Origin of the sequence: Roseateles hydrophilus, assembly GCF_026712245.1 — a bacterium.
Lineage (GTDB): Bacteria > Pseudomonadota > Gammaproteobacteria > Burkholderiales > Burkholderiaceae_C > Pelomonas > Pelomonas hydrophilus.
In genome coordinates, this window is the sequence record NZ_JAPPUY010000004.1 from 551206 (window position 1) to 575865 (window position 24660).

The 24660-nt window shown below is 64.8% G+C and carries 25 protein-coding genes; 8 read left to right on the forward strand and 17 right to left on the reverse strand.

Annotated features, from left to right (window positions below; translation table 11 throughout):
• Nucleotides 1-24 precede the first annotated feature (24 nt).
• The 15 genes from NYO99_RS17520 to NYO99_RS17590 all read right to left on the reverse strand — a co-directional run bounded on the left by NYO99_RS17520 (nt 25) and on the right by NYO99_RS17590 (nt 13353).
• A complete protein-coding gene (locus tag NYO99_RS17520; protein WP_268168539.1) occupies nt 25-423 on the reverse strand; it encodes a DUF4845 domain-containing protein in 399 nt (132 codons plus the stop codon).
• 7 nt (nt 424-430) lie between these two features.
• Nucleotides 431-1408: a signal peptidase I gene (lepB, locus tag NYO99_RS17525; RefSeq protein ID WP_268168634.1), complete on the reverse strand. Its 978-nt coding sequence runs from the start codon at nt 1406-1408 to the stop codon at nt 431-433.
• Between the two features lie 40 nt (nt 1409-1448).
• Nucleotides 1449-3257, reverse strand: a complete 1809-nt coding sequence (gene lepA / locus NYO99_RS17530) for a translation elongation factor 4 (RefSeq protein ID WP_268168540.1) — start codon at nt 3255-3257, stop codon at nt 1449-1451.
• Nucleotides 3258-3791: 534 nt separating this feature from the next.
• The gene (locus NYO99_RS17535; protein ID WP_268168541.1) at nt 3792-5258 is read right to left on the reverse strand and encodes a Do family serine endopeptidase; all 1467 of its coding nucleotides are present in this window, start codon (nt 5256-5258) and stop codon (nt 3792-3794) included.
• Nucleotides 5259-5298: 40 nt separating this feature from the next.
• Entirely contained in the window at nt 5299-5847 is a 549-nt protein-coding gene (locus NYO99_RS17540) for a sigma-E factor negative regulatory protein (protein WP_268168542.1), read from the reverse strand.
• Complete coding sequence (locus NYO99_RS17545) at nt 5844-6419, reverse strand: sigma-70 family RNA polymerase sigma factor (protein WP_268168543.1); 576 nt, start codon at nt 6417-6419, stop codon at nt 5844-5846. Before NYO99_RS17545 ends, NYO99_RS17540 begins: the two co-directional genes overlap by 4 nt.
• The gene (locus tag NYO99_RS17550) at nt 6416-6835 is read right to left on the reverse strand and encodes a hypothetical protein (RefSeq protein WP_268168544.1); all 420 of its coding nucleotides are present in this window, start codon (nt 6833-6835) and stop codon (nt 6416-6418) included. The genes NYO99_RS17545 and NYO99_RS17550 overlap by 4 nt, the downstream gene beginning before the upstream one ends.
• Before the next feature lie 13 nt (nt 6836-6848).
• Nucleotides 6849-8093 (reverse strand): beta-ketoacyl-ACP synthase II, encoded by a 1245-nt coding sequence (fabF, locus tag NYO99_RS17555; protein WP_268168545.1) that lies wholly within the window; start codon nt 8091-8093, stop codon nt 6849-6851.
• A 36-nt stretch (nt 8094-8129) separates the two neighbouring features.
• Nucleotides 8130-8369: an acyl carrier protein gene (acpP, locus tag NYO99_RS17560; protein WP_056204266.1), complete on the reverse strand. Its 240-nt coding sequence runs from the start codon at nt 8367-8369 to the stop codon at nt 8130-8132.
• A 146-nt stretch (nt 8370-8515) separates the two neighbouring features.
• Nucleotides 8516-9259 (reverse strand): 3-oxoacyl-ACP reductase FabG, encoded by a 744-nt coding sequence (gene fabG / locus NYO99_RS17565; RefSeq protein ID WP_268168546.1) that lies wholly within the window; start codon nt 9257-9259, stop codon nt 8516-8518.
• Between the two features lie 4 nt (nt 9260-9263).
• Nucleotides 9264-10205 (reverse strand): ACP S-malonyltransferase, encoded by a 942-nt coding sequence (gene fabD, locus NYO99_RS17570; protein ID WP_268168635.1) that lies wholly within the window; start codon nt 10203-10205, stop codon nt 9264-9266.
• Nucleotides 10206-10215: 10 nt separating this feature from the next.
• Nucleotides 10216-11214, reverse strand: a complete 999-nt coding sequence (locus tag NYO99_RS17575) for a beta-ketoacyl-ACP synthase III (protein ID WP_268168547.1) — start codon at nt 11212-11214, stop codon at nt 10216-10218.
• Nucleotides 11211-12317 carry a phosphate acyltransferase PlsX gene (gene plsX / locus NYO99_RS17580; RefSeq protein ID WP_268168548.1) on the reverse strand — a complete coding sequence of 369 codons (1107 nt, stop codon included), beginning with the start codon at nt 12315-12317 and terminating at the stop codon, nt 11211-11213. The genes NYO99_RS17575 and plsX overlap by 4 nt, the downstream gene beginning before the upstream one ends.
• Before the next feature lie 131 nt (nt 12318-12448).
• Nucleotides 12449-12634, reverse strand: coding sequence for a 50S ribosomal protein L32 (gene rpmF / locus NYO99_RS17585; RefSeq protein WP_056876082.1), 186 nt, complete (start codon nt 12632-12634; stop codon nt 12449-12451).
• A gap of 161 nt (nt 12635-12795) precedes the next feature.
• Nucleotides 12796-13353 (reverse strand): YceD family protein, encoded by a 558-nt coding sequence (locus NYO99_RS17590; RefSeq protein ID WP_268168549.1) that lies wholly within the window; start codon nt 13351-13353, stop codon nt 12796-12798.
• A gap of 32 nt (nt 13354-13385) precedes the next feature.
• Here NYO99_RS17590 and NYO99_RS17595 point away from each other — a divergent pair, with 32 nt between their 5' ends.
• A complete protein-coding gene (locus tag NYO99_RS17595) occupies nt 13386-13961 on the forward strand; it encodes a Maf family nucleotide pyrophosphatase (protein ID WP_268168550.1) in 576 nt (191 codons plus the stop codon).
• Nucleotides 13958-14719, forward strand: coding sequence for an SAM-dependent methyltransferase (locus tag NYO99_RS17600; protein WP_268168551.1), 762 nt, complete (start codon nt 13958-13960; stop codon nt 14717-14719). Before NYO99_RS17595 ends, NYO99_RS17600 begins: the two co-directional genes overlap by 4 nt.
• Here the strand turns inward: NYO99_RS17600 and NYO99_RS17605 are convergent.
• Entirely contained in the window at nt 14716-16191 is a 1476-nt protein-coding gene (locus NYO99_RS17605) for a DEAD/DEAH box helicase (protein WP_268168552.1), read from the reverse strand. The two genes, NYO99_RS17600 and NYO99_RS17605, sit on opposite strands and share 4 nt — an antisense overlap.
• Nucleotides 16188-17321, reverse strand: coding sequence for an MraY family glycosyltransferase (locus tag NYO99_RS17610; protein WP_268168553.1), 1134 nt, complete (start codon nt 17319-17321; stop codon nt 16188-16190). The genes NYO99_RS17605 and NYO99_RS17610 overlap by 4 nt, the downstream gene beginning before the upstream one ends.
• A gap of 119 nt (nt 17322-17440) precedes the next feature.
• On the opposite strand from NYO99_RS17610, the gene NYO99_RS17615 reads away from it, so the two are divergent.
• The 6 genes from NYO99_RS17615 to NYO99_RS17640 all read left to right on the forward strand — a co-directional run bounded on the left by NYO99_RS17615 (nt 17441) and on the right by NYO99_RS17640 (nt 24660).
• On the forward strand, nt 17441-19279 hold the full coding sequence (locus NYO99_RS17615; protein WP_268168554.1) for an SLBB domain-containing protein: 1839 nt from the start codon (nt 17441-17443) through the stop codon (nt 19277-19279).
• A 7-nt stretch (nt 19280-19286) separates the two neighbouring features.
• On the forward strand, nt 19287-20405 hold the full coding sequence (locus NYO99_RS17620; protein ID WP_268168555.1) for a Wzz/FepE/Etk N-terminal domain-containing protein: 1119 nt from the start codon (nt 19287-19289) through the stop codon (nt 20403-20405).
• A 147-nt stretch (nt 20406-20552) separates the two neighbouring features.
• Entirely contained in the window at nt 20553-21623 is a 1071-nt protein-coding gene (locus NYO99_RS17625; RefSeq protein ID WP_268168556.1) for a hypothetical protein, read from the forward strand.
• Complete coding sequence (locus tag NYO99_RS17630) at nt 21586-22662, forward strand: glycosyltransferase (protein ID WP_268168557.1); 1077 nt, start codon at nt 21586-21588, stop codon at nt 22660-22662. Before NYO99_RS17625 ends, NYO99_RS17630 begins: the two co-directional genes overlap by 38 nt.
• Nucleotides 22649-23821 carry a hypothetical protein gene (locus NYO99_RS17635; RefSeq protein ID WP_268168558.1) on the forward strand — a complete coding sequence of 391 codons (1173 nt, stop codon included), beginning with the start codon at nt 22649-22651 and terminating at the stop codon, nt 23819-23821. Before NYO99_RS17630 ends, NYO99_RS17635 begins: the two co-directional genes overlap by 14 nt.
• The gene (locus tag NYO99_RS17640; RefSeq protein ID WP_268168559.1) at nt 23761-24660 is read left to right on the forward strand and encodes a glycosyltransferase family 2 protein; all 900 of its coding nucleotides are present in this window, start codon (nt 23761-23763) and stop codon (nt 24658-24660) included. Before NYO99_RS17635 ends, NYO99_RS17640 begins: the two co-directional genes overlap by 61 nt.

Here is a 24660-nt window from a genome sequence, read left to right on the forward strand (position 1 = left end):
GTCCGGGCGCCGGCAGCAGCAGCGTCAACGCGATGAACCTCGGTACTTGATGACGAGGTAGACCGGGCCGAAGAGGTCGATCTCCTTGTCCCAGCCGAACTCGATGACGACCTTGTCGTTGCCATCCTTGCTGATGACGAGGTCCCCGCTCTTGATGCTCTGGATGGAGTATTCGGTGATGGTGGCGCGATCGAACTCGGCGCGCGCAGCGGGCACCGTGGGCGGGTTGCCCGACGCGATGCGGTTCACCACGCTCTTGACGGTGTAGTACTCCAGCACCGTCGGGAAGACCTTCATGGCCACCACGGCCAGCATGGCGATGACGGCACCCCAGAACAGCAGGCCGATCAGGGTCAGACCGCGCTGGCGATCACGGAGCGACGCAGCGCAAGAGCGCGAGGACGAACGACGGCAGCAAGTCATCTGGGCATCAATCGAAGAAAGTACCGACGCGCTTGAGGTTACCGAAATTCATCCACACCAAGAAGGCCCTGCCCACGATGTTCTCGTCGGGCACGAAGCCCCAGAAGCGCGAGTCCCGCGAGTTGTCGCGGTTGTCGCCCAGCATGAAGTAGTGGCCAGCAGGCACCTTGCAGGTCACGCCCTCGACGGTGTAGCGGCAGTTGTCCTGGAAGGGGAACGGGCCATCAATGCGGTCGGGGCGGAACATGCGCGGCGCGCCGGGCTCGACGAGGATCTGATGCTCGCGCTCGCCCAGCTTCTCGAGGAAACGCTGGCGGTAGACACGCGCGTCGTCGTCGTAGAAGTTGCCCTGGGCCTGAAGCGGCGCCGGATGGCCGTTGATGTAGAGCTTTTGGTTGATGTAGCTGACCTCGTCGCCGGGGATGGCTGCCACGCGCTTGATGAAGTCGGTGCTGGTGTCCTCGGGGTAACGGAACACCATCACATCGCCACGCTTGACGTCATTGTTGGCAATGATCTTTTTGTTGATCACCGGCAAGCGCACACCGTAGTGGAACTTGTTGACGAGGATGAGGTCACCCACCAGCAGCGTGGGCACCATGGAGCCGGACGGGATCTTGAACGGCTCGAACAGGAATGAGCGCAGCAGGAACACGACCAGGATCACCGGGAACAGCCCGGCGGTCCAGTCCAGCCACCAGGGCTGCTGCAGCAGTTGCTGGCGGGCCGGCTCGATGTCGCCATCCACGCGGTTGATGCCCTGCGCGGCCAGCGCCTCGCGGCGCTTGGCGTCGTCGTCGGCCAGGCGCTGCGCCGCCGCGCGACGGGCCGGGGCGAAGTGGAAACGCTCGGCCAGCCAGTACAGCATGGTGACGAAGGTCAGCACGAACAGCAGCAGCGCGAAGTTGCCACTCCAGCGGCCGACGTACCAGCCGCCGAGGTAGGCCACCAGGGCCGCGTACAAAACACCGGTCAGTGCGCTCATCAGGGACGTGTTCAAGGCAGGGATTCGTGCGGTGGAGGGGTCAGTCATCGACCTGCAGGATGGCGAGGAAGGCCTCTTGGGGCACCTCGACCGAGCCGATCTGCTTCATGCGCTTCTTGCCGGCCTTTTGCTTTTCCAGCAGCTTGCGCTTGCGGGTGATGTCGCCGCCGTAGCATTTTGCCAGCACGTTCTTGCGCAGCGCCTTGATGTTCTCGCGGGCGATGATGTTGGCGCCGATGGCCGCCTGGATGGCCACGTCGTACATCTGACGCGGGATCTGCTCGCGCATCTTGGCGGCCACACCGCGGCCGCGGTACTGGCTCTGGCTGCGGTGCACGATCATGGCCAGCGGGTCGACCTTGTCGCCGTTGATCATGATGTCGACCTTGACGACGTCCGCCGCGCGGTACTCCTTGAACTCGTAGTCCATGGACGCGTAGCCGCGCGAGGCCGACTTCAGCTTGTCGAAGAAGTCCAGCACGATCTCGGCCAGCGGGATCTCGTAGGTCAGCATGACCTGCTTGCCGTGGTAGGCCATGTTGAGCTGCACGCCGCGCTTCTGGTTGGCCAACGTCATCACGACGCCGACGTAGTCCTGCGGCATGTACAGGTGCACGGTCACGATGGGCTCGCGGATCTCGCGGATGCGGCCCACGTCGGGCATCTTGGACGGGTTCTCGACCTGGATGACCTCGCCGTCATTCAGCTCCACCTCGTAGATGACGCTGGGCGCCGTCGTCACGAGGTCCTGGTCGAACTCACGCTCCAGGCGCTCCTGCACGATCTCCATGTGCAGCAGGCCCAGGAAGCCGACGCGGAAGCCGAAGCCCAACGCCTGGCTGACTTCCGGCTCGTAGCGGATGGATGCGTCGTTCAGGCACAGCTTCTCGAGCGCATCGCGCAGCTGGTCGTACTCGCTGGCCTCGGTCGGGTACAGGCCGGCGAACACCTGCGGCTGGATCTCCTTGAAGCCCGGCAGTGCCTCGGTCGCAGGACCTGCGTTGTTGGGCAGCTTCTTTTCCAAAGTGACGGTGTCGCCCACCTTGGCAGCGGCCAGTTCCTTGATGCCGCAGATGATGAAACCCACCTCGCCGGCCTTGAGGGCCTCGCGGTTCTCGCTCTTGGGCGTGAACACACCCAGGTGCTCGATGGGGTAGACCGAGTTGGTCGCCATCATGCGGATGCGCTCGCTCTTGCGCAGTTCACCGTCCACCACGCGCACCAGCATCACCACGCCGACGTAGTTGTCGAACCAGGCGTCGATGATCATCGCCCGCGGCGGGGCGTCCGGATTGCCCTTGGGCGGCGGCATCTTGGCGATGACGGCTTCCAGGATCTCGTCGATGCCCATGCCGGTCTTGGCCGAGCAGGGGATCGCGTCGTCGGCGTCGATGCCGATGACGTCCTCGATCTCGGCCTTGGCGTTGTCCGGGTCGGCAGATGGGAGGTCCATCTTGTTGAGCACCGGCACGACCTCGACACCCAGGTCCAGCGCCGTGTAGCAGTTGGCCACCGTCTGCGCTTCCACACCCTGCGAGGCGTCCACCACCAGCAGCGCGCCTTCGCAAGCGGACAGCGAGCGGCTGACTTCGTACGAGAAGTCCACGTGCCCCGGCGTGTCGATGAGGTTGAGGTTGTAGACCTGGCCGTCCTGGGCTTTGTACTGCAGCGCGGCGGTCTGCGCCTTGATGGTGATGCCGCGCTCGCGCTCCAGGTCCATGGAGTCCAGCACCTGCGCTTCCATCTCGCGATCCGACAGGCCGCCGCAGCGCTGGATGATGCGATCGGCCAGCGTGCTCTTGCCGTGGTCGATGTGGGCAATGATGGAGAAGTTGCGGATGTGGTTCATGCGTCGGAACTGCGCTCGGCACTGACGGCGCGGCGGCCAAATCCGCTGCGTCCAGAGCTCACGGCGCAGCCGCGTCGTGAGGGCCCGTCAGGGCCGTGCCGAAGATAAAAAAAAGGCACGTCGAAGAGGTGACGCGCCTTCCAACAAAAGGTATGGCAACTGCTTGTTGGGCTTCCATTGTAGCCAAAAGGGTCGGCCGGGAAACCGCACCAGCATTGGTTTTCCGGCCGTTGCAGGCTGCCAACATGGATTTTCATCCACAACTTATCCACAAGTTCTTGTGGATGGCCTGTGGATCGAATTCAGCCGTTGCCAGCAGTCCACGATTGCATCGCCGGACAGCCCTATCGGGGGTGCGTCAGCCCTCGATTTTAGCGGGCTGTGCGAACAATCCGCAGCCGCGGCAAAAAGTTAGCCGGCGCCAACTTCCACAAACGGTGGACAACCCCGGCGCCCGTCCGCCACCGGCTTGTCGCATGGCGAAAAGCCCGCGCCGACAGCACCGCTTTGCAGTGCCAGCGCGCCCCGTCAGACTCAACGGGAGGGCTTGAGCAGCACGAAGCTGGTCACATCCTCGCGGCGCACCACCAGGCTCAGCGCTTTGGCCTTGTCAGCCTTCGCAACCTGCGCCTGGAAGGCCTTGACCGAGGCGACCTCGACATTGTCGACCGAGAGGATGAGGTCCCCCTCGCGCAGGCCGGCACGCGCGGCGGCACCGGTGACGGCGTCCACCTTCACACCAGACTTCAGCTTGAGCTCCTTGCGCTGAGCCTCGGTCAGGTCCGACACCTTGAGTCCCAGCGCGGCGCTGGGCGCGGCAGCGGCCGCACCCTCGCCGGCCGACTCGCTGTCCGCGCCCGGCCGCTTGCTGCGCTCGTCCTCGCCGATGGTGACGATGAGGTCACGGGTCTCGCCACGGCGGAACACGGTCAGCGTGGTCTTGGCGCCCGGCTTCACGGCCGCCACCAGGCGGCGCAGGTCGGCCGCCTTCTCCACGATCTTGCCGTCGACCTTGACAACGACGTCGCCGCCCTCGACGCCGGCCTTCTCGGCCGGGCTGCCCGCGATGACGGAGCGGATCACCGCGCCCTGCGCCTTGCCCAGGCCAATGGCCTCGGCAATCTCCTTGGTGATGTCGTCGGGCAACACGCCCAGGTAGCCGCGCACCACGCGGCCACCGGCTCGCAGGTCATTGGCGACACGGATGGCGTCGGCGATCGGAATCGCGAACGCGATGCCCATGTAGCCACCGCTCTGGCTGTAGATCTGCGAGTTGATGCCGATCACCTCGCCGCGCATGTTGACCAGCGGGCCGCCCGAGTTGCCCGGGTTGATGGCCACATCGGTCTGGATCAGCGGCAGCAGCTCGCCCGTGTCCCGCTGCTTGGCGCTGATGATGCCGGCCGTGACGGTGTTCTCCAGCCCGAAGGGCGAGCCGATGGCCATGACCCACTCGCCGACCTTGGCCTTGTTGCTGTCGCCCACCTTGACGACTGGCAGGCCCGTGGCCTCGACCTTCACGACGGCCACGTCGGAGCGCTGATCGGCGCCGATGATCTTGGCCTTGAACTCGCGCTTGTCGGTCATCGTGACGATGACTTCATCGGCCCCTTGCACGACGTGGGCGTTGGTCAACACATAGCCGTCGGCACTCAGGATGAAGCCGGAGCCGACACCACGGCGCATCGGGCCCTCATCATCGTCCGGCACAGCGCCGCGTGGCGCGCCCCGGCGCTGGTTGGGCACGGGCAGGCCGAAACGGCGCAGCAACTCCTGCATCTGCTCGTTCATCTCGGCCTGGCCCTCGGGCGCCTTCACCTTCTCGGCCGTGCGGATGTTGACGACGGCCGGCCCGACGCGCTCCACCAGCTGAGAAAAGTCGGGCAGTTCGCGCGCCTGGGCCGTGGCCGGCACAGGGCTCAGCGCGAGGGACAGCGCCAGCGCAGTGCCGGACAGCAGCAGGCTTGCACGCGCGGAAGGGAGGCGGTTCTCAGCAGGCATAGACGGTTCCAGGTTCAGCAGGCAACAAGAGGTATCGAGACTATCGGCTGGCGGCAGGCACAGCAGGTGGCGGGGTTTCCCAAGCGGCCGTGTCGGGCGCAGGGTCCATCAGCCAGGCGCCTTCGCGATCAGGCACCACAGCTGGCAGCGTACGGCCTGCGGCCGTCTGTGCAAAGCTGGCCCCGGCAAGCCCCTGGCCCAGCCAGGCCGTCGGCACAGCCTGGGCCACCCTGGCGTCCGCTGCGGGCGGCGCATGCAGCGGCGCCAGCCCCATGGCCAACGCCACAAAGCTCGCGGCGACCGCCAGCGGCGGCAACCAGGCCGACGCCGATCGACGCGCCTGGGCACGTTCGCCACCAACGGGCAGGCGTGCATGCAACCCGGCCAGCAAGGATTCAGGCGCACGGTGCAGCGCCGGCAGCTCGGCCGAACGCAGACCGTCACCCGCCGCATGCCACAAGGCCCAGCGCTCGCGCAGTGCAGGGTCCGTTGCCCAGGCGGCGTTGACGCGCGCCCAGTCCGCTGCCGTCGCGGCGCCATCCATCACGGCGCTGAGCGCGGCGTCCAGCGCCGGGTCGACCGGCCTCATCGCCAGCCTCCACCGGTGAGCAGCGGCCGCAGCCGTGAGGCCAACGCCTCGCGGGCGCGGAAGATGCGGGACCGCACGGTGCCGGGCGGGCAATTCATCAGATCGGCAATTTCGTCGTAGCTCAAACCATCCACCTCGCGAAGCAGCAGCGCCCGGCGTTGTTCATCCACCAGGCCATCGACCGCTTCATCCAGCCCTTGCGCCAACTGGCGACTTGCAAGGACGGCTTCCGGGGTCGCATCGTCGGTTGGAGCGAGGTCGGTGACGAAAGTTCCCTCCTCCTCGCCCAGCGGCTGCTCAGGCCGCCGCCGCGCGCGGTGGCGCTGCGCCGCGTTGATCGCAATGCGGTAGAGCCAGGTGTAGAAGGCGCTCTCGCCACGGAAGGCCGGCAAGGCGCGATAAGCGGCGAGGAAGGTGTCCTGGCACAGGTCGGCCACATCGGCCGGATCGCGCACACTGCGCGCGAGCAGGCGCTCGACGCGCCGCTGGTATCTCAGCACCAGCATGTCGAAGGCTGCCCGGCTGCCCGCCTGGGCTTCGCGCACCAGCAGCGCATCGGCATCGGCACTCATCGCTGACGCACGGCGCCGTTCGCCGCCGAAAACAACGTGGCGCGCAGGGCGCCCCACTGCGGCTGCTGGCGGCGCGATAGCGGCAGCCAGTGCGGCCCGGGACTGGCCTGCAGCAGCAGCCAGGCGTCCAGATCGATCAGCACAGCCACGCGGACTGGGAGTTCGTCGCCTCGCTCCACATCGGACAGCCACCAGGTCTCGCCATCCCAGCGCAAGCGCCGACGTTCAACGACCGAAGCCCGCCAGCCCCACGCGGCGGCCGGCAGCACGGCCAGCCACAAGGGCCAGGCGCGCAGGTCGTGCGAGCAGGCCCAAGCAGCAAGCCCCGCCGCCGCAAGCATCACAAGACCGGCCACCACGCCCTGGACGACCGGCTGCGGCAACAGGTGCACGACGACAGGCGGCGTGCGGCGCATCGCCGACAGGCGCTCAGACGCGCTTGAAGATCAGCGTGCCGTTGGTGCCGCCGAAGCCGAAGTTGTTCTTTGCCGCGACATCGATCTTCATCGGCCGCGCCTCGTTGGCGCAGTAGTCCAGGTCGCACTCGGGATCCTGGTTGAAGATGTTGATGGTCGGCGGGGCGACCTGGTCACGGATGGCCAGCGCCGTAAAAACGGACTCGATGCCGCCCGCACCGCCCAGCAGGTGGCCGGTCATGGACTTGGTCGAGCTGATCACCATCTGCTTGGCGTGATCGCCGAAGGCCAGCTTGATCGCGTTGGTCTCGTTCACGTCGCCCAGCGGCGTGGACGTGCCGTGCGCGTTCATGTAGTTGACCTGGTCAGGGTTCATGCCCGCGTTGCGCAGCGCCGCGCGCATGGAGCGCTTCGGGCCGTCGACGTTGGGCGCGGTCATGTGGTACGCGTCCGCACCCATGCCGAAACCCGCCAGTTCGCAGTAGATCTTGGCGCCGCGCTTCTTGGCATGTTCGTACTCTTCGAGCACCAGCACCCCGGCGCCCTCGCCCAGCACGAAGCCGTCGCGATCCTTGTCCCAAGGGCGGGACGCGGTCGCGGGGTCGTCGTTGCGGGTGGACAGCGCACGGGCAGCCGCGAAGCCACCGATGCCCAGCGGCGAGACCGCCCCCTCGGCGCCGCCCGCGATCATCACGTCGGCGTCGCCGTACTCGATGAGGCGGCCGGCTTCACCGATCGCATGCAGGCCCGTGGTGCAGGCCGTCACGATCGCCAGGTTGGGGCCCTGGAAGCCGAAATTGATGGAGACATGGCCCGAGATCATGTTGATGATCGAGGCCGGAATGAAGAACGGAGAAATGCGGCGCGGGCCGCGGTTCATCAGTTCGGTGTGGGTGTCTTCGATCAGCGGCAGGCCGCCGATGCCCGACCCCACGAGCACGCCGATGCGCTCGGCCTGCTCTTCGGTCAGCTGATCCCCGGTGGGGATGCCGGAATCACGCACCGCCTGGAACGCCGCCGCCAGCCCGTAATGGATGAAGCCGTCCATGTGGCGGGCTTCCTTGGCGGGGATGTAGTCCTCGATGTTGAAGCCCTTGACCTCACCCGCGAAGTGGCAAGCCAGGTTGCTGGCATCAAAGCGGGTGACGGTGGCAATGCCGGAACGACCAGCAAGGATGTTGGCCCAGCCTTCGGCAACGGTATTGCCGACGGGACTGATGAGGCCAAGGCCGGTGACAACAACACGGCGACGGGTCATGCGGTGCGGATCAGAGTTGCGAGAGAAAAAAGGCGCTCAGGCCTTCTGGTGCTTGACGGCGTAGTCGATCGCCAGCTGGACGGTGGTGATCTTCTCGGCTTCTTCGTCGGGAATCTCGATGCCGAACTCGTCTTCGAGGGCCATCACCAGTTCCACGGTGTCCAGAGAATCGGCGCCCAGGTCAGCAACGAAAGCCTTCTCGTTGGTGACGTCGGCTTCCGCCACGCCAAGTTGCTCGGCAATGATCTTCTTGACTCGTGCTTCGATATCGCTCATGAACTCCTCCAGGAGAGGTTTGCAGAAAACAGCCCAGCATTCTACGGGCTCTAGATGGGCGCCCCTAAACCGGTGCGCCCGGGCCAAACTTTCGATCAGCCTTGTTGCTCTGTCGGCAGGCTGTGGCGCCTCAGGCGCACACAGGCTCAGGCCATGTACATGCCGCCGTTGACATGCAGTTCGGTGCCGGTGATGTAGGCGCCGCCCGGCGAAGCCAGGAAGGCCACGGCGGCGGCGATTTCCTCGGGTGCACCGAGGCGCCCCAGCGGGATCTGGCTCAGCAGCGCGGCCTTCTGGGCCTCGGGCAGCCCCTCGGTCATGTCGGTGGCGATGAAGCCCGGCGCGACACAGTTGACGGTGATGCCGCGGCTGCCCAGTTCGCGGGCCAGCGAGCGCGTCAGACCCGCCACGCCGGCCTTGGCGGCGGCGTAGTTGGCCTGGCCGGCATTGCCGGACGCACCCACGACGGAGGTGATGTTGATGATGCGGCCGGCGCGCTGCTTCATCATCGGCTTGGTGACGGCACGGGCGAGGCGGAACACGGCCTTGAGGTTGGTGTCCAGCACCGCGTCCCAATCCTCGTCCTTCATGCGCATGGACAGCGTGTCGCGCGTGATGCCGGCGTTGTTGACCAGCACGTCCAGGCGGCCTTCCTTGGCGACGATGTCGTCCACGGCGGCCTGGCTGGCGGCGGCGTCGGTCACGTTCAGCGCGATGCCGCGGCCGCCGTGCGCAGCGAGCGCCTCGGTGATGGCGGCGGCGCCGGACTCGGTCGTGGCAGTGCCGATGACGCGCCAGCCGGCCTGGGCCAGGTTCAGCGCGATGGCACGGCCGATGCCGCGGCTGGCGCCGGTGACGAGGGCGACGCCGTTGGATGCGGATTCAGTCATGGATTCAGGCTCCCAGCAGGGCGCGGGCCTCGGCCAGCGAGGCGGGGTCGAACACGCAGGCGGCCTGCAGCTCGGCGTCGATGCGCTTGGCCATGCCGGTCAGCACCTTGCCGGGGCCGGCCTCGATGACGTGGCCCACGCCGCGCGCCTTGAGCGCCTGCACGACCTCGACCCAGCGCACCGGGCCGAAGGCCTGGCGGTACAGCGCGTCGCGCAGCGCATCGGCGTTGTCGGTGATGGCCACGTCGATGTTGTTGATGACCGGAAAGGCAGCGGCGGCGAACTGCACCGTCGCCAGCTTTTCCTTCAGCCGCTCGGCGGCCGGCTTCATCAGGCTGGAGTGGAACGGCGCGGACACCGGCAGCGGCAGCGCGCGCTTGGCGCCCGCGGCCTTCAGGAGTTCGGCGGCCTTCTCGGCGCCGGCCTTGCTGCCGGCGATGACCGTCTGCTTGGGGTCGTTGAAGTTGACCGCCTCGATGGCCTCACCCGTCTCGGCGGCAGCCTGCGCGCAGCCGGCGCGCACGGCGTCGCCGTCCAGGCCCAGGATGGCGTACATCGCGCCCACGCCCACGGGCACGGCCTCCTGCATGGCCTGGGCGCGGAAGCGCACCAGCGGCAGCGCGTCGGCCAGGCTTAGCGCGCCGGCAGCTACCAGCGCCGTGTACTCGCCCAGCGAATGGCCGGCGGCAGCCACGGGCACCAGGCCCGTCTCGGCGACGAAGGCTCGCCAGCAGGCGATGCCGGCCGTCAGCATGACGGGCTGGGTGTTGGTGGTCAGGTCCAGCTGGTCCTTGGGGCCGGCATGGATCAGCGCGGCGACGTCCTCGCCGAGGGCGGCGGAGGCTTCGTCCAGCGTGCGGCGGACTTCCGGGTGGTCGCCAAAGGCGTCGAGCATGCCGACGGCCTGCGAGCCTTGTCCCGGGAAGACAACAGCAAAAGGTGCAATCATAAAGATCTCAGTAGTTCAGCAGGGCAGCGCCCCAGGTGAAGCCGCCGCCGACGCCTTCCAGCATCACGGTATCGCCGCGCTGGATGCGGCCACTGCGCACGGCGGCGTCCAGCGCCAGCGGCACGGAGGCCGCCGACGTGTTGCCATGCTCGTCGACGGTGACGATGAGCTTGTCCAGCGACATGCGCAGCTTCTTGGCCGTGCCCTGCATGATGCGGATGTTGGCCTGGTGGGGGATGAGCCAGTCGATGTCGGCATCGGTCATGCCGGCCTTGTCGAGCACCGAGCGGGCCACCTTCTCCAGCACGCCGACGGCGAGCTTGAAGACGGCCTGGCCGTCCATGCGCAGCAGCGGCGAGCCCAGCACCTGGCCGCCGGACACGGTGCCGGGCGTGCACAGGATGTCGCTGTGGCGCGCGTCGGCGTGCAGCTCGGTAGCGAGGATGCCCGGCGTGTCGCTGACGCCCAGCACCACGGCGCCAGCGCCGTCGCCGAACAGCACGCAGGTGGTGCGGTCCTTGAAGTCGAGGATGCGCGAGAACACCTCGGCGCCGACGACCAGCGCCTTGTTGGCGGCGCCGCTCTTGATCATCGAATCGGCCACGCTGAGCGCGTAGACAAAGCCCGAACAGACAGCCTGCACGTCGAAGGCCGCGCAGCCGAACGCGCCGAGCTTCTTCTGCAGCAGGCAGGCGGTGGACGGGAACACCATGTCGGGCGTGGACGTGGCGACGATGATGAGATCGAGATCGTCGGCCGTGATGCCTGCCGCCTGCAACGCCGACTGCGCGGCCGGCAGCGCGAGATCGCTGGAGGCCTGGTCAGGCGCCGCGAAATGGCGCGCGCGGATGCCAGTGCGCTCGACGATCCATTCGTCGGATGTGTCGATGCCGTCGGCCGCGAGGCGGTCGGCGAGCGCTTGGTTGGTCAGCCTGTCGGCAGGCAGGAAACTGCCGGTGCCGAGGATGCGGGAATGGCGGGGAGAGGAGTGTGCGTTGGGGCTCATGCAGCCTGGGCAGCGGGCGCCGCCTTGTCTCCGGCATCGGCTGCCACCGCGCCCGTGGAGGCCTGCAGCGTGGCGACGATGCGCTCGTGTACCCGGTCAAGCAGCCGGTTGCGGGCGGCATCATAAGCGCGGGCCAGCGCGTTCTCGAACGCGAACGCGTCGGCCGAACCGTGGCTCTTGAACACCAGGCCGCGCAGGCCCAGCAGTGCCGCGCCATTGAAGCGGCGGTGGTCCACGCGACGCTTGAAGCGGTTGAGCACCGGCTTGGCCAGCAAGCCACCGAGCATGCTCAGCCAGTCACGCGTGAACTCGGCCTTGATGAAGCCGCCCATCATGCCGGCCAGCCCCTCGGAGGCCTTGAGCATGACGTTGCCGACGAAGCCGTCGCAGACGACGATGTCCGTCGTGCCCTTGAAGATGTCGTTGCCTTCGACGTTGCCGTAGAAGTTGAGCTGACCAGCACCGCCGGCAGCGCGCAACAGTTCGCCGGCCTGCTTGATGGTCTCGCTGCCCTTGATGGCTTCCTCGCCGATGTTGAGCAGGCCCACGCTCGGCTCCTCGATGCCGTCCACGGCCGACACCAGCGCGCTGCCCAGCACCGCGAACTGCAGCAGGTTCTCGGCCGACGAGTCGACGTTGGCCCCCAGGTCCAACACCGTGGTGAAGCCCCCGTTGGCATTGGGCATGACAGCCGCGATGGCCGGGCGATCGATGCCGGCCACGGTCTTCAGCAGCACCTTGGCCACGGCCATCAGCGCGCCGGTGTTGCCGGCCGAGACGCAGGCATGCGCCAGCGGCGCCTCACCGTCGCGCCCCGCCTTCAACTGCTGGATGGCCACGCGCATGGACGAATCCCGCTTGCGGCGCAGGGCCACCTCAATGGGATCGTCCATCGTGACCACCTCGCTGGCTGCCACGATGCGGCAACGCGGCCAGGCGACAGCCGCCTTCAGCGCTTCCGGCTGGCCCACGAGGATGAGCTCCGCCGCCGGATGCTTGTCGAGGAAGGCCCGGCAGGCGGGCAGCGTGACCGAGGGGCCGTGATCGCCGCCCATGCAGTCGACGACAAGGCGAACGGGATCGGGCAGGGGCGCGTGGGTCATCGAGACGAAAGCTACTCAGAAAAGACCAAACCCGGCACAGCGCTGGGCGCAGGCCGGGTCGGCAAATTCATCGGTGCGCGCCACGGCAGTGCAGCGCGTCAGCCTCAGGCCCGTCACAGGCCTGGCCGGGCTCAGGCCGCGTCGGCCTTGCTCTTCAGCACCTTGCGGCCACGGTAGAAACCGGTGGGGCTGATGTGGTGACGCAGGTGCACTTCGCCCGTCGTCGGCTCGATGGCCGTGCCCGGGGTGACCAGGGCGTTGTGGGAACGGTGCATGCCGCGCTTGGAAGGCGACTTCTTGTTTTGCTGAACGGCCATGAAATTCTCCGAAATCTGCGGGGTTGGGGCTTGCGACCCCGGGGAGTGAGAACAAGGCTCGAACTCCAGGCCGCAGAAAAGCCCGCGAGTATAGCGCTGCTTGCTGAAGTCGCCAAGCCCCCACCGCCGCCGGACGGGCAAGCGCCCGATCGCCCATGGCCTCAGGCCTTGCCGCTTTGCTTCAACGCGGCCAACGCGGCGAACGGATTCGGGCGCCCATCCTCGGCGGCGTCCGGCACATCCGCATCGGGCTGCGGCAGCGGCTCGGGGCAGACCTCATGCCGAGGCACCAGCGGCAATGCCAGCAGCAACTCGTCTTCAATGAGCTCGCGTGCATCGAGGTGGCGCGGCATGGCCAGCACATCGTCGTCGCTGTCCGCATCCAGTTCGGCGGCCTCGGCCTCGGTCTCGACGAACCGGATCCAGCGATCCACCACCAGCGACTCCTGCACCGGCTGCAAACATCGCTGGCAGGTCTGCGCCACCTGCGCATGCGCCGCCACGTGCAGCCAAGTCTGCACCTTGCCGCCCTTGGGCTGGCGCAACTCCGCATGCAGCGACCAACGCAACGCCGGCCACTGCGAGGCCGGGGACTCGGGCGCCCCCGACTCCGCCAAGCGCTCGAACGCCGCCGCCGGCCACTCGCCCTCCAGGCTGGCCCCATCTCGGGCAAAGGCGGCAAGGCCAAGCTTCTCGGGAACAAAGGCACGCTGTTTCATGGGCCGAAGTTTAGGCGGGCGAAAATATTGCGATGCCCCGATTGATCCTCGCCTCGACATCGCGCTACCGCCAGGAATTGCTGGCCCGGCTGCGCCTGCCCTTTGACGCCATGGCGCCACACGTCGATGAAGCCGCCCTGCCCGGCGAGGCACCGGCGGCGCTGGCCGAGCGCCTGGCGCTGGCCAAGGCCCGGGCCGTGGCGGCGCAACACCCGGGCGCCATCGTCATCGGGTCCGACCAGGTCGCCGACCTGGCGGGCGAGGCCATGGGCAAGCCGGGCACCCACGACGCCGCCGCCGCGCAACTGCGCCGCATGAGTGGCCGCGAGGTCGTGTTCCAGACTGCCGTGGCCGTGGTTGCCCCCGGCTTCGCTGCCATCGAGCGGGCCGAGGTGCGGGTGCGGGTGCGCGAACTGAGCGACGCGGCCATCGAGGCCTACCTGCGCGCCGACACGCCCTACGACTGCGCCGGCAGCGCCAAGGTGGAGAGCCTGGGCATCGCACTGCTGGACGCTGTCGAATCCGACGACCCCACCGCGCTGATCGGCCTCCCGCTGATCCGCACCTGCGCGCTGCTGCGCCGCGCCGGCCTGGAGCCACTGGCATGACACGCGGACGCCTGATCCTGATGCCCAACACGCTGGACTTCGGCGTTGACGACTCGCTGGACCTGCGCGAGGTGCTGCCCCAGCGCATCATCGAGACGGCCGCGCGACTGACCCACTGGGCCGCGGAGAGCGCCAAGACGACTCGCGCCTTGCTGAAGCGGGTGGACGCCATCTCACCCCTCGCGCAGCCGCTGCAAGCCATCCAGATCAGCGAACTGCCACGGCCGCCGAAAGGTGGCAAGTCAGCCGGCGACGACACAGCCGCCTGGCGCGCGCTACTCGCCCCCGCCATGGAGGGCGCAGATCTGGGGTTGATTTCCGAGGCTGGCCTGCCGGCCGTGGCCGACCCAGGCGCACGCCTGGTCGCCCTCGCCCACGAAGCAGGCATCGAGGTGACGCCGCTGTCCGGCCCCAGCTCACTGCTGCTCGCGCTGGCAGCCAGCGGACTGAACGGACAGAGCTTTGCGTTTGTCGGTTACCTGCCGGTCGACAGCGCCAGCCGGGCCGCGCGCATCCGCGAACTGGAGTCCTTGTCAGCCAAGGCCCAGCAGACCCAGCTGCTCATCGAGACCCCATATCGCAACGACGCCATGCGCCAGGCGCTGCTGAGCGCCCTCAAGCCCGGCACACGCCTGTCCATCAGCGTCGGCCTGACGCTGCCCGGCGGCTGGACGCGCACCGCCACCGTGGCGGACTGGAAGCGCAGCAACACGGCCCTCCCCGACCGCATTCCGGCGGTGTTCGCGCTGCTGGCCTAGCCCTCGGCAGGCGCCGGCTTCTTGGCACCAAACAACGCCGCCACCTGCCGCTTCGGCTTGATATAGCTCGACAGGCCCTTGACCGGCGAGGCAGCCTTGGCCTTTTCCCACGCCGGCGGCTCGTCGCGCGAGCTGGCCTCGTAGGGCTTGTTGAAGAACGGATCGGCCGTCGACGGCGCCGGCGTGCGCAAGGCCGGGCTTGCGGCCCGCGCCGGCCGATCCTCACGCTCGACAGACTCGTCCCGACGGCGGCGCTCGAAGCGAGGACGCTCAGGCTCCACCTCGAACGTGTCCAGCGTGATGGTGCGCTTGATCAGCTTCTCGATATCCGCCACCAGTCGAGCGTCCGACTTGGTGACCAGCGTGACCGCCAGCCCCGATGCGCCAGCGCGCCCCGTGCGGCCGATGCGATGGACATAGTCCTCCGCGTTGAATGGCACGTCGAAATTGAAGACCGCCGGCAGGTCGGCAATGTCCAGCCCACGGGCGGCCACATCGGTCGCCACCAGCAGGTCCACCTCGCCGCGCTTGAACGCATCCAGCGACTTCAGGCGCTCGTCCTGCGACTTGTCCCCATGCAGCGCCGCCGTGCGCAAGCCATCGCGCTCGAACGAACGCGCCAGGCGCGCCACGCCGAGCTTGGAGTTGCCGAAGACGATGGCCTGGCGGATCTCACGCTCCTTCAGGATCTGCTTGATGATGGCGCGCTTGTCGTCGTCGGTGGCGCTAATGAAGCGCTGCTCGACCGTCGATGCCGTCTGGTTGGGACGGGCAGTCTCCACGAGGATGGGGTCCTGCAGATAGCTCTGTGCCAGCCGCTTGATCTCCGGCGAGAAGGTCGCCGAGAACAGCAGCGTCTGGCGCGCCTTGGGCAGGAAGCTGAGGATGCGCTGCAGGTCCGGCAGGAAGCCGATGTCCAGCATGCGATCGGCCTCGTCGAGCACAACGTACTCGACCTGGTTCAGCACGCAGTTCTTGGCCTCGATGTGGTCCAGCAATCGCCCAGGCGTGGCGATCAGCACCTCGACGCCGGCCTTGAGCGCCGCCGTCTGCGGCTTCATGTCGACGCCGCCGAAGACAACAACCGAGCGCAGATGCGTGTGCTTGGCGTACTTCTTGACATTCTCCGCCACCTGATCCGCCAACTCGCGGGTCGGCGCCAGCACCAGCGCACGCACCGGGTGCCGCGCCGGCGACACGCTCGAGTTCTCGTGCTTGAGCATGCGCTGCAGCAAGGGAATCGAGAACGCAGCGGTCTTGCCGGTCCCCGTCTGCGCGGCGCCCATGACATCTCGCCCCTGCAGGACGATGGGGATCGCCTTAGCCTGGATGGGCGTCATCGTCAGGTAGCCGGAATCGGCGACTGCGCGCAGGAGCTTGGGGTCGAGGGGGAGGGTGTCGAAGCGGGCCGGGGGAGCGGGCTCAGCGCCTGCGGTGTCAGGCTGGACGGACGGGGAGGCGGTGTCGCTCATATCCGACGATTATCGCCGGTCATGCTCGCGGGCATGTTCTTGCCCGTCACCACCAGCCACTTGGGCGTTTTGAACCGGACGATTCGGCGGTAGAGCCCGACATAAATGGTCACGAACAACAGCAGGCAGACAGCCATCCAAGGCGTGGAATCCCAGAACAAGGCCGCCGGCACCAGGGACGTGATGCACAGCATCCACAGGTAGGGCGCTGTCATGGAGTTGCGCCGGGTCACGATGCGCGCATCAGCGGCCCCAATCGCCCAGCGCATCAGACGCCGATAGATCAGTGAGTGCAGGTGAATGCCGTCAGGCAACCACGTGGGCACCGAACGGATGAACTTGCGCCGGTACATCGAAAACACCGTTTCGAAGACTGGATAGATGCACACCATCAGCGGGAACAGCGGCGACACCTCAGCGTTGCGTGCCACCAGCAAAATACCGATTTCCGCCAGGTAAAAGCCTAGGAAATAGGCGCCACCGTCACCGAGAAAAATCAGACCCGCGGGGAAATTCCAGACAAAAAACCCAAGCGCTGCACCGACCCCCGCCAAGGCCCACACCGCCAGCGGCAAGTCACCCACCATGTAGGCAACGTAGGCAAACACCAGCAGCATCAGGCTCACGCACATGGACGAGAGCCCATTGAAGCCGTCGATGATGTTGACTGAGTTGGCGACACCTGCCACGGTCAGGACAGTGACCCCCCATCCAACTGCGGCCACAGCCAGCAGCCAGTCGAGCCCCGGGATGTCGGTCCGCGAAATGGTTGCATCCAACAACCAGATGCCAAGTGCGGCAGAAGCCGCGGTGGCGCAGAGCCGCTTGGCTGGCGACACACGCTTCGTCAGGTCTTCGATCAGTCCTGCAGCAAACGCCGGCAAACCGCACACCAACAGCAACGCCCCCAACGCCCACTCAGCGCGATTTGTCATCGCTGCGGCGCCGACACAACACACCAAGCCCGTGAACATTCCCACGCCGCCGATGCGAGGCACTGGCGCGGCATGAAACTTTTGCGGCCCGGACAGGTCGGCATCGGCCGAAAAATGCGCGTGGCTACGGGAGGAGTGGATGACCAGCAAGGTCACCACGGCAGCCACGAAGAACGACACCAGGAGGTAAAGCATTGGCGCTAGTGTAAGTAGCGGAACAGCCTAAGGCAGCCCTCACGCGACCACTAGAATTCACCTCACCCTCGGCGGCGTGTCACGCCCGCCACAGCCAGCCATAAATGACTCCGCCATCGATGACACTACCCAGCCGGCCCCACATCTTCGGCCACCTGGCGGCCGCAGTGATTGCTCTCGCTGCGCTGGCCAACACAGCTTCTGCAGCGGAAGATTCCGAGCAAGCGGCAACTGGGCCGATTCGACTCGTCGATAGGGCGACTTCAGCGCCTCCTGCAGCACAGCCCAGCGAACTGATTCATCCGGAACCCCTCAAACCCGCGCCGCTCAGCGAGTTCGAGGCGTATGTCAGCGGCCTCGCCGGTACAAACGTCCGTCGTTTAGGCGTCGAATTGATGCTGCCCCAACGAAACGCTTCGCTGGTTGAATCAAATCGCCAGGTGCCACCAGACTACGTGGTCGGCTTTGGCGATGAGATTCAACTGACGACCTGGGGATCGGTGGACGCGGATCTGCGTCTCACCGTGGATCGCGCCGGTCGGATCGTGATCCCCCGCGTTGGCCCTGTGGTGGTAGCCGGAGTGCGGCACGGCGACCTGAATGAACTGCTGACGCGCCGTGTCGGCCAAGTGTTCAAGAACTTCCAACTCAGCGCAACGCTGGGTCGACTGCGCAGCATCCGTTTTTATGTGACCGGCTTTGTGGTCAAGCCTGGCGCGCATAGCGTCAGCAGTTTGGCAACAGTATTGACCGGCTTGGCACAATCCGGCGGCCCGTCAGCGGCAGGCAGTTTCCGCAACATCGAATTGCGGCGGAGTGGCCAGACGATCGCACGCTTCGACCTGTATGACTTGCTGGTGCGGGGCGACAAGAAGGGCGACATTCCGCTGCAAGGCGACGACGTGCTGCACGTCGGCCCCGTCGGGCCGCAGGTTGCACTGATCGGCAGCGTCAACAAGCCGGCTGTTGTGGAGCTCAAGCCGAACGACAGCGTCGATGACGCCATCAATTACGTGGGTGGCCTTTCAGTCGTTGCCGATGCGGCTCGCATCGCCATGGAACGACTGAGCGACCGCAATGACCGGCGCGTGACGGAGCTCACACTGCCCCGCGACGGCGGGCTGAAGGTCGTCAACGGCGACGTGCTGCGAGCCTTCAACAACGTCTCTGCCGTATTGCCTCAGGCAAAGCAATTCAAGCGGGTCTTTGTGGAAGGCGAAGTGGCGCGACCAGGCGACTATGTCCTTCCTCCTACGAGCACGTTGATGGATGCCGTGCAGGCGGCGGGCGGGCTGACTTCGCAGGCTTATCTGTTCGGCACCGACCTCTCCCGCGACAGCGTTCGCCGCATACAGGAAGCGCAGTACGAGCGCGCGCTGCGCGACCTTGAGACTGAGTTCGCACGCAACGCCTCATCGAAGAAGGTCAGCAGCGCTGACGATGCACTTGTCAGCGGCCAGGGGCAGGCCAATACGAGCCGGCTGATCGAACGTCTGCGCAACGTGAAACCTACGGGACGGATCGTGCTGGACCTGAAACCGACCTCGCGAGAACTCCCCACGCTCTCGGTTGAGGACGGTGACCGCATCTACGTTCCGGCGCAGCCCACCGCCGTCGGCGTGTTCGGCAGCGTCTTCAACGGCGGCAGCTATCTCTACAAGGCTGGCGCGTCCGTGGACGACATGCTGCGGCTCGCGGGCGGCCCCACGAAGGGCGCGGACAAGGGCAGCATCTTCGTGATCAGGGCCAACGGATCGGTGAGCAGTGCTCGCAGCAATAGCAGCGGCTGGCTGAGCACCGGTTCCAGCTTGTCCAGCCTGCAGGCGCTGCCCGGCGACACGGTGTTCGTGCCGGAAGAAATGAACAAGACCACCTTCATGCAAGAAGCTAAGGACTGGACACAGATCATCTATCAGTTCGGCTTGGGTGCTGCGGCGCTGAAGACCATCAAGAACTGAACACGTTATGGAGAATTCTTTGAGCCACGCAGGCCAGAACCGGAACGCAGAGGGAAAGAATGGAATCTCGCTACCGACGATGCTGGCCATTTATGCCAAACGCTGGAAGCTGCTGATCGCCGGATCGATCGCCGCCGGCATCGTCGGGTATGCAGGCTCTTACTTGATCCCACCGACCTTCACTTCTCGCACCCTGTTCCTCCCCCCACAGCAATCGCAGACGGGCGCAGCATCAGCTCTTGCCAACCTCGGAGCACTCTCCGGACTCTCCGCGGCAGGGTTGGGGGCCAAAAACACGGGTGATCAGTACGTAAGCCTGCTTCAAAGTGCAAACATTCAGGATCAACTGATCGACCAGTTCAAGCTCATGTCGGAATACGACACGGAGTTTCGGATGGTTGCTCGCAAGGAACTCAGCCAGAACGTCCGCATCACGCTCGGAAAGAAGGACGGTCTGATAAGCATCGAGGCTGACGCCAGCAGTCCCAAGTTGGCCGCGGACCTCGCCAATGCACACATCGCAGAACTGCGTCGGCTGACCAGCCAGTTGGCTCTTACCGAGGCACAGCAGCGTCGGGTCTTCTTCGAGACGGAGTTGAAGCGCACGCGTGACCGTCTCGCGGAAGCACAACTGGCGTTGCAAGAGAGTGGATTCAATCCTGGCGCACTGAAGGCGGAGCCCAAGGCTGCAGCCGAAAGCTACGCCCGGCTTCGGGCCGAAGTCACGGCCGCGGAGATTCGGCTGCACTCTGCTCGCCGCATGCTTGCCGACAATGCACCGGAGGTTCAGCAGCAAGCAGCAATACTGGGCGCGTTGCGGGCACAACTGAGTAAGCTCGAAGCCAGCGCGCATGGTGAACCGACCGACGGCGGCTATGTCAAGCGCTATCGCGACTTCAAGTATCAAGAGACGTTGTTCGAGCTGTTCTCGCGCCAATACGAGTCCGCCCGGCTGGATGAAAGCCGGGAGGGCGGACTGATCCAGGTCGTGGACACTGCAACCCCGCCGGAGCGCAAGAGCAAGCCCAGGCGCGCCGTTTTTGCCGTCGGCGCCATGGCCATCGGTTTTGCTGGATTGACGTTTTGGATTCTGAGCGGCGTATTGCGCGACCGCCGAACAAGCTGAAGAGGTTCAACAAGTGTGTCTGGCGAGCTTGCTGACGTTGCTGCAGCGAGGCCCCAAGGTTGCAGTGTCTCTTTCGCGTATGAACGCCTCCTCAGCCTTCGATTCGCGAGATGTTTGTGAGCCTCGGTACTGGTCGAGCGCCGCCATATGAAAAACGCCATTAGTCCGAAGCTGGCCGCCGCCGCCGACCTTGGCGCGCTGATCATGTCAGGCCTCTACACCGTGTTCTATCTGAGCTACGTGGCCCGGCACTTGGTCGAGGGGCGCGCCAACTCTCTGGCCGAGCTTTACGACCGGGACGCCGCGTTCAATTCTGCGGCGCTCGCGCTGCTCGTCTCCTTGGTCGTTTTTGTGCACCTGGCGCGCGCCTGCACCAGGATCCGCACCCCTATCACCCCCTCGACCGAAATCGACCCAGGTCAGGCTGGGCTTGCAGCGCTCGCTGTCTTGGCACTTTCCACGATCTATGTGTCGAGCCCATCCACCTCCTATGAAGGGCTGCACCAGCACATTGGCGAGAGCAGCCTGGGGAAGCTGCTCTATGTGCCGTACATCTACTACTCCTATCTGCTTGCGAGAGGCATAGAAAGGAAGCCGTCGTTGCAGCAGGCGACGACCGAGTTCATCGTACTGTCGCTTGGATTCACGCTATTGGTACCGATGCGCAGCCCCATGCTGACCCATGCGCTTGTGCTGCTCATCATCTACCGACCACCTGCCAGGAAGTTCCTTATTGCCACCGTGCTTATCGCCGTTGCCTTCCTTGCGATCGCGATAGGGCGTGGTGCGACAGGCGCTATCGATCAAGACCAGCTCATTGACGCAGTTGGGATGCTGATCTTCGGCCCGTCGCTGCAGATCGACCTCTATGAGATCGCCAAGGCGGATGGCTATGGCACGGCCAAAGACCTCTACGAATTCCTGGCGACACGCTACGAGGAATATTTCGACGAGGGGGGTGGCTTTGGGAGTTTCATCACGCTCGAAGTCGAGCAGTACCTGCCAGGCAATGGTCTGGCACCAATCGTCATCGCGCTCGTCCCGTTGGTTCTGCGGGGTATCGGGCGGCTGACGCCGGTCACAAACGCGCTGGTGGTCGTCGCAGGTATCCAGGCCCTCACCATCTTGAGAAACCCGATCTCTTCTTGGCTCAATGGTTACATCGTCTCCCTGCTCTTCTATGCAATCTTCCAGAAAAAGAGCCAACCTGATCATTGACGGAATCATCTTTGGCTTGCAGCAGGCTGGCGGCATCTCGCGCGTCTGGAGTACGCTGATTCCCGAATTTCTGGCCCAGGGCGTCGAGTTCAGGTACGTCGAACCACTTGTCGCAGACGAGAACATTTACCGAGCTTCTTTGGACCTTCCGGCCGCGCAGAAGGAGTCGCTGCACAAGTTCAGCAAGTTCACTCATCAGACGTTGATTGACGAGGCGGGGATCTACGTCCCCACCTACTACCGCCCCGCGTCCAAGAAGCAGCGCAGTATCCAGGTGTGTCACGACACCATCCGCGAAGAGTCGATCAGCAAGCTTTTGCTGCCCCCCCTGAAGGCACGGCGCAGGTATCTCTATGACCGCGCTGAGCGGATCATCTGTGTGTCCAACGCCACCCGCGAGGATCTGCTGGGACACTACGGGGAGCCCATCTACCGGAAGGCCGTCGTGATCCCGAATCCCCTGGATTCGACCAAGATGGCCAGCATGGCGGCGGTAGGCACGGAAGCCCCCTTCAAGGACATGCCCGGTGAGCCGCCCATTGCGCTGTACATCGGCAAACGGGACGGTGCGAAGAATTTTTCGGAATGCCTTACATTGCTGTCCCAGACCGTTGCGTCCGGCCTGTGTCTCGCAGTCGTCGGCACGCCGTTCAGCGAAGACGAAGAACGCGTTCTGGCCCCCTACCGCACCCGCGTCTTCAACCTGGGACGGCTTTCGGACAACGAGCTCGCCAAAGCGATGGCAGCTGCAAGTTTTCTCTTTCTACCTTCCAAGAAAGAGGGCTTTGGCTTCCCCACGGTTGAGGCACTGTCGCTGGGCACGCCCGTCGTATGCACCGACACGCCTATCAATCGTGAAGTTGCGCTTGAGCTCGCGAACTTCTATCCGACAGGTTCAGCCGAAGCCCTTCTCGCCGCTGTCAACACGGCACTAGGCAGGGGCCGACTGAGCAGCGATGAATCACGGCGCATCCGCGACGCCTACGACCCAAGACGGATTGCAACCCGCTACCTGGCCTGCTTCAATGAACTTGCGTAGTCTGCTGCGCATCGGCACCCAGATCGCTGCGGCTGCATCAGCAGCCGTATTGCCTTTTGCCGTGATCGCAATCTTTGGCCAAGACGGATTCAGGCACTTCTCTTCCGCCTACACCATCTACACCCTTGCGCTCTTTCTGGGCACCTTGGGCCTCGACTTGGCCATGGCTAGGCTGGACATTTCGCTCTGGCGGGCCTGCACCTTTCTCGCAGTGACAGTTGGAAGTGTCGGCGCCCTTCTTTCACTTGGCTCTAGCAATCCCATCAGCACGCAGGTCAGACTGTGCGTCATCGCGACGGCCCTTACAGGTGCATGGGGGTCCTACCTGACCAATCGCATCTACTTTCGCCAAACTGCCGCCGGTATCAAGGCAATTGCCTGGATCCGGATCGCCACAGCGTTGGTAGGTGTGAGCGCACTGGTCACCCTCGCCAATCCGCTGGACGGCATCTACGTCGTCTTGGCACAAAACATCGTCATCGCTTCGACTGCGCTCATCTACGCCAGGGGCACTACGCCTGCGACGCAGATTTCGACGTCAATGTCCAAGCTGCCGGCCCACGCGGTTACGGCGTTGGCCTCATTCTTCACGTTCTCCTTTGCCGGACTCTTACAGGCCTACGAACGCTATATCGCAGCCGCGATTGACCATCCTTTTGTTGGCACTTACCTAGTCTTCTCTACCTACCTCTCTGCATTGACCTATCTAGGCACAGGGGTCGAGCGGTCCGAATACACCAAGCCACAAACGACGCGAAGAATCTTGAAATCCTTCGGCCGACTCGGCCTGCTCGCGTTCTCGATCGGATTACTCACACTGCTCATCATCTACATGCGCGCGCAACCATACATGGATCTGGGTTTTCTCGCAGTCCTGGCCTACATCACGTTGGCCACAACCGTTCACATCGCAAGCTATTTCTCGGCCGCGCCATTCGTGTTCATTTCCTTCTCGGAAGCTGACATCAAACGGCTGGCCTTGACCAACGTCTGCGTTGCGGCCATGCCTTTGGGCATCGTCACCGCCATCTCCGTCACCGGCTTGCTCGGCAGCGAGAGCGCGATCCTAGTACTGGCATTGACGATACCGACGGCGGTTTGGATGAGCTCGCTCATCCGAATGCGATTCGCAATCCACAAGATCAAAACGACGACATGATCACGATAGCTATTCGCACGTTTAACGAAGAAGCAAATATCACTCAATGCCTTCGCGCAGCGTGTCAGTCCTTTGACGACGTAGTGGTCATCGACCAAGAATCGAAGGACCGCACTCTCGAGTTGTGCAAGGAATTTCCTGTCAGGGTGCTAAGTATCCAAAAGTTTCACTCGGAAAGCGAGCAACTGCAGTGGATCGCGCAGCACGCACCCACGCCAAATGGATGGATCTATTTCTGTGATGCGGATGAAATCATTCCGCCCGATCTCGGCGCCGAGATTAAGGCAGCCATCGTGGCAGCGGAATCCGACGTCGTCGCGTTTGCGCTGCGCTACAAGAACTATTTCTGCGGGCGATGGATCAAGCACTGCGGGATCTACCCCGTCTGGGTTACACGGCTTTTTAAGGTTGGTCACGTGCATTGGGAGCGTGTGACCAACACTCGCGCCATCGTTAAAGGCAGGACTGAGTACCTCGACGGGCATTTTGAGCACTACAGCTTTCGCAAAGGCATCGAGAACTGGGTCGCGAAACACAATCTGTACTCCACCGGCGAGGCGATCGAGGAGGCGAAAGCCTCGATCAACATGAGTGGATTAGCGCTTGTTCGCGACAGTGTGAGACGGCTTCGTCTGCGTCACGATCGGCGGCAGGCTCTGAAACAGCTCGCCACGCTTGCTCCGTTTCGCCCGATGCTCAGGTTCATATATATGTATGTGCTGAAGCGGGGATTTCTCGACGGGCTCGCAGGGTTTCACTACTGCATGCTGCTCGCGTTCTACGAGTACATGATCACACTTAAGCGTAGAGAGATTTCTTCGCCGCCGTTTGGGCGTTGA

Coding starts and splice junctions, on each gene's coding strand:
- NYO99_RS17520 (WP_268168539.1), bottom strand. CDS start 423: ATGACTTGCTGCCGTCGTTCGTCCTCGCGCTCTTGCGCTGCGTCGCTC.
- lepB (WP_268168634.1), bottom strand. CDS start 1,408: ATGAGCGCACTGACCGGTGTTTTGTACGCGGCCCTGGTGGCCTACCTC.
- lepA (WP_268168540.1), bottom strand. CDS start 3,257: ATGAACCACATCCGCAACTTCTCCATCATTGCCCACATCGACCACGGC.
- NYO99_RS17535 (WP_268168541.1), bottom strand. CDS start 5,258: ATGCCTGCTGAGAACCGCCTCCCTTCCGCGCGTGCAAGCCTGCTGCTG.
- NYO99_RS17540 (WP_268168542.1), bottom strand. CDS start 5,847: ATGAGGCCGGTCGACCCGGCGCTGGACGCCGCGCTCAGCGCCGTGATG.
- NYO99_RS17545 (WP_268168543.1), bottom strand. CDS start 6,419: ATGAGTGCCGATGCCGATGCGCTGCTGGTGCGCGAAGCCCAGGCGGGC.
- NYO99_RS17550 (WP_268168544.1), bottom strand. CDS start 6,835: ATGCGCCGCACGCCGCCTGTCGTCGTGCACCTGTTGCCGCAGCCGGTC.
- fabF (WP_268168545.1), bottom strand. CDS start 8,093: ATGACCCGTCGCCGTGTTGTTGTCACCGGCCTTGGCCTCATCAGTCCC.
- acpP (WP_056204266.1), bottom strand. CDS start 8,369: ATGAGCGATATCGAAGCACGAGTCAAGAAGATCATTGCCGAGCAACTT.
- fabG (WP_268168546.1), bottom strand. CDS start 9,259: ATGACTGAATCCGCATCCAACGGCGTCGCCCTCGTCACCGGCGCCAGC.
- NYO99_RS17575 (WP_268168547.1), bottom strand. CDS start 11,214: ATGAGCCCCAACGCACACTCCTCTCCCCGCCATTCCCGCATCCTCGGC.
- plsX (WP_268168548.1), bottom strand. CDS start 12,317: ATGACCCACGCGCCCCTGCCCGATCCCGTTCGCCTTGTCGTCGACTGC.
- rpmF (WP_056876082.1), bottom strand. CDS start 12,634: ATGGCCGTTCAGCAAAACAAGAAGTCGCCTTCCAAGCGCGGCATGCAC.
- NYO99_RS17590 (WP_268168549.1), bottom strand. CDS start 13,353: ATGAAACAGCGTGCCTTTGTTCCCGAGAAGCTTGGCCTTGCCGCCTTT.
- NYO99_RS17595 (WP_268168550.1), top strand. CDS start 13,386: ATGCCCCGATTGATCCTCGCCTCGACATCGCGCTACCGCCAGGAATTG.
- NYO99_RS17600 (WP_268168551.1), top strand. CDS start 13,958: ATGACACGCGGACGCCTGATCCTGATGCCCAACACGCTGGACTTCGGC.
- NYO99_RS17605 (WP_268168552.1), bottom strand. CDS start 16,191: ATGAGCGACACCGCCTCCCCGTCCGTCCAGCCTGACACCGCAGGCGCT.
- NYO99_RS17610 (WP_268168553.1), bottom strand. CDS start 17,321: ATGCTTTACCTCCTGGTGTCGTTCTTCGTGGCTGCCGTGGTGACCTTG.
- NYO99_RS17615 (WP_268168554.1), top strand. CDS start 17,441: ATGACACTACCCAGCCGGCCCCACATCTTCGGCCACCTGGCGGCCGCA.
- NYO99_RS17620 (WP_268168555.1), top strand. CDS start 19,287: ATGGAGAATTCTTTGAGCCACGCAGGCCAGAACCGGAACGCAGAGGGA.
- NYO99_RS17625 (WP_268168556.1), top strand. CDS start 20,553: ATGAAAAACGCCATTAGTCCGAAGCTGGCCGCCGCCGCCGACCTTGGC.
- NYO99_RS17630 (WP_268168557.1), top strand. CDS start 21,586: ATGCAATCTTCCAGAAAAAGAGCCAACCTGATCATTGACGGAATCATC.
- NYO99_RS17635 (WP_268168558.1), top strand. CDS start 22,649: ATGAACTTGCGTAGTCTGCTGCGCATCGGCACCCAGATCGCTGCGGCT.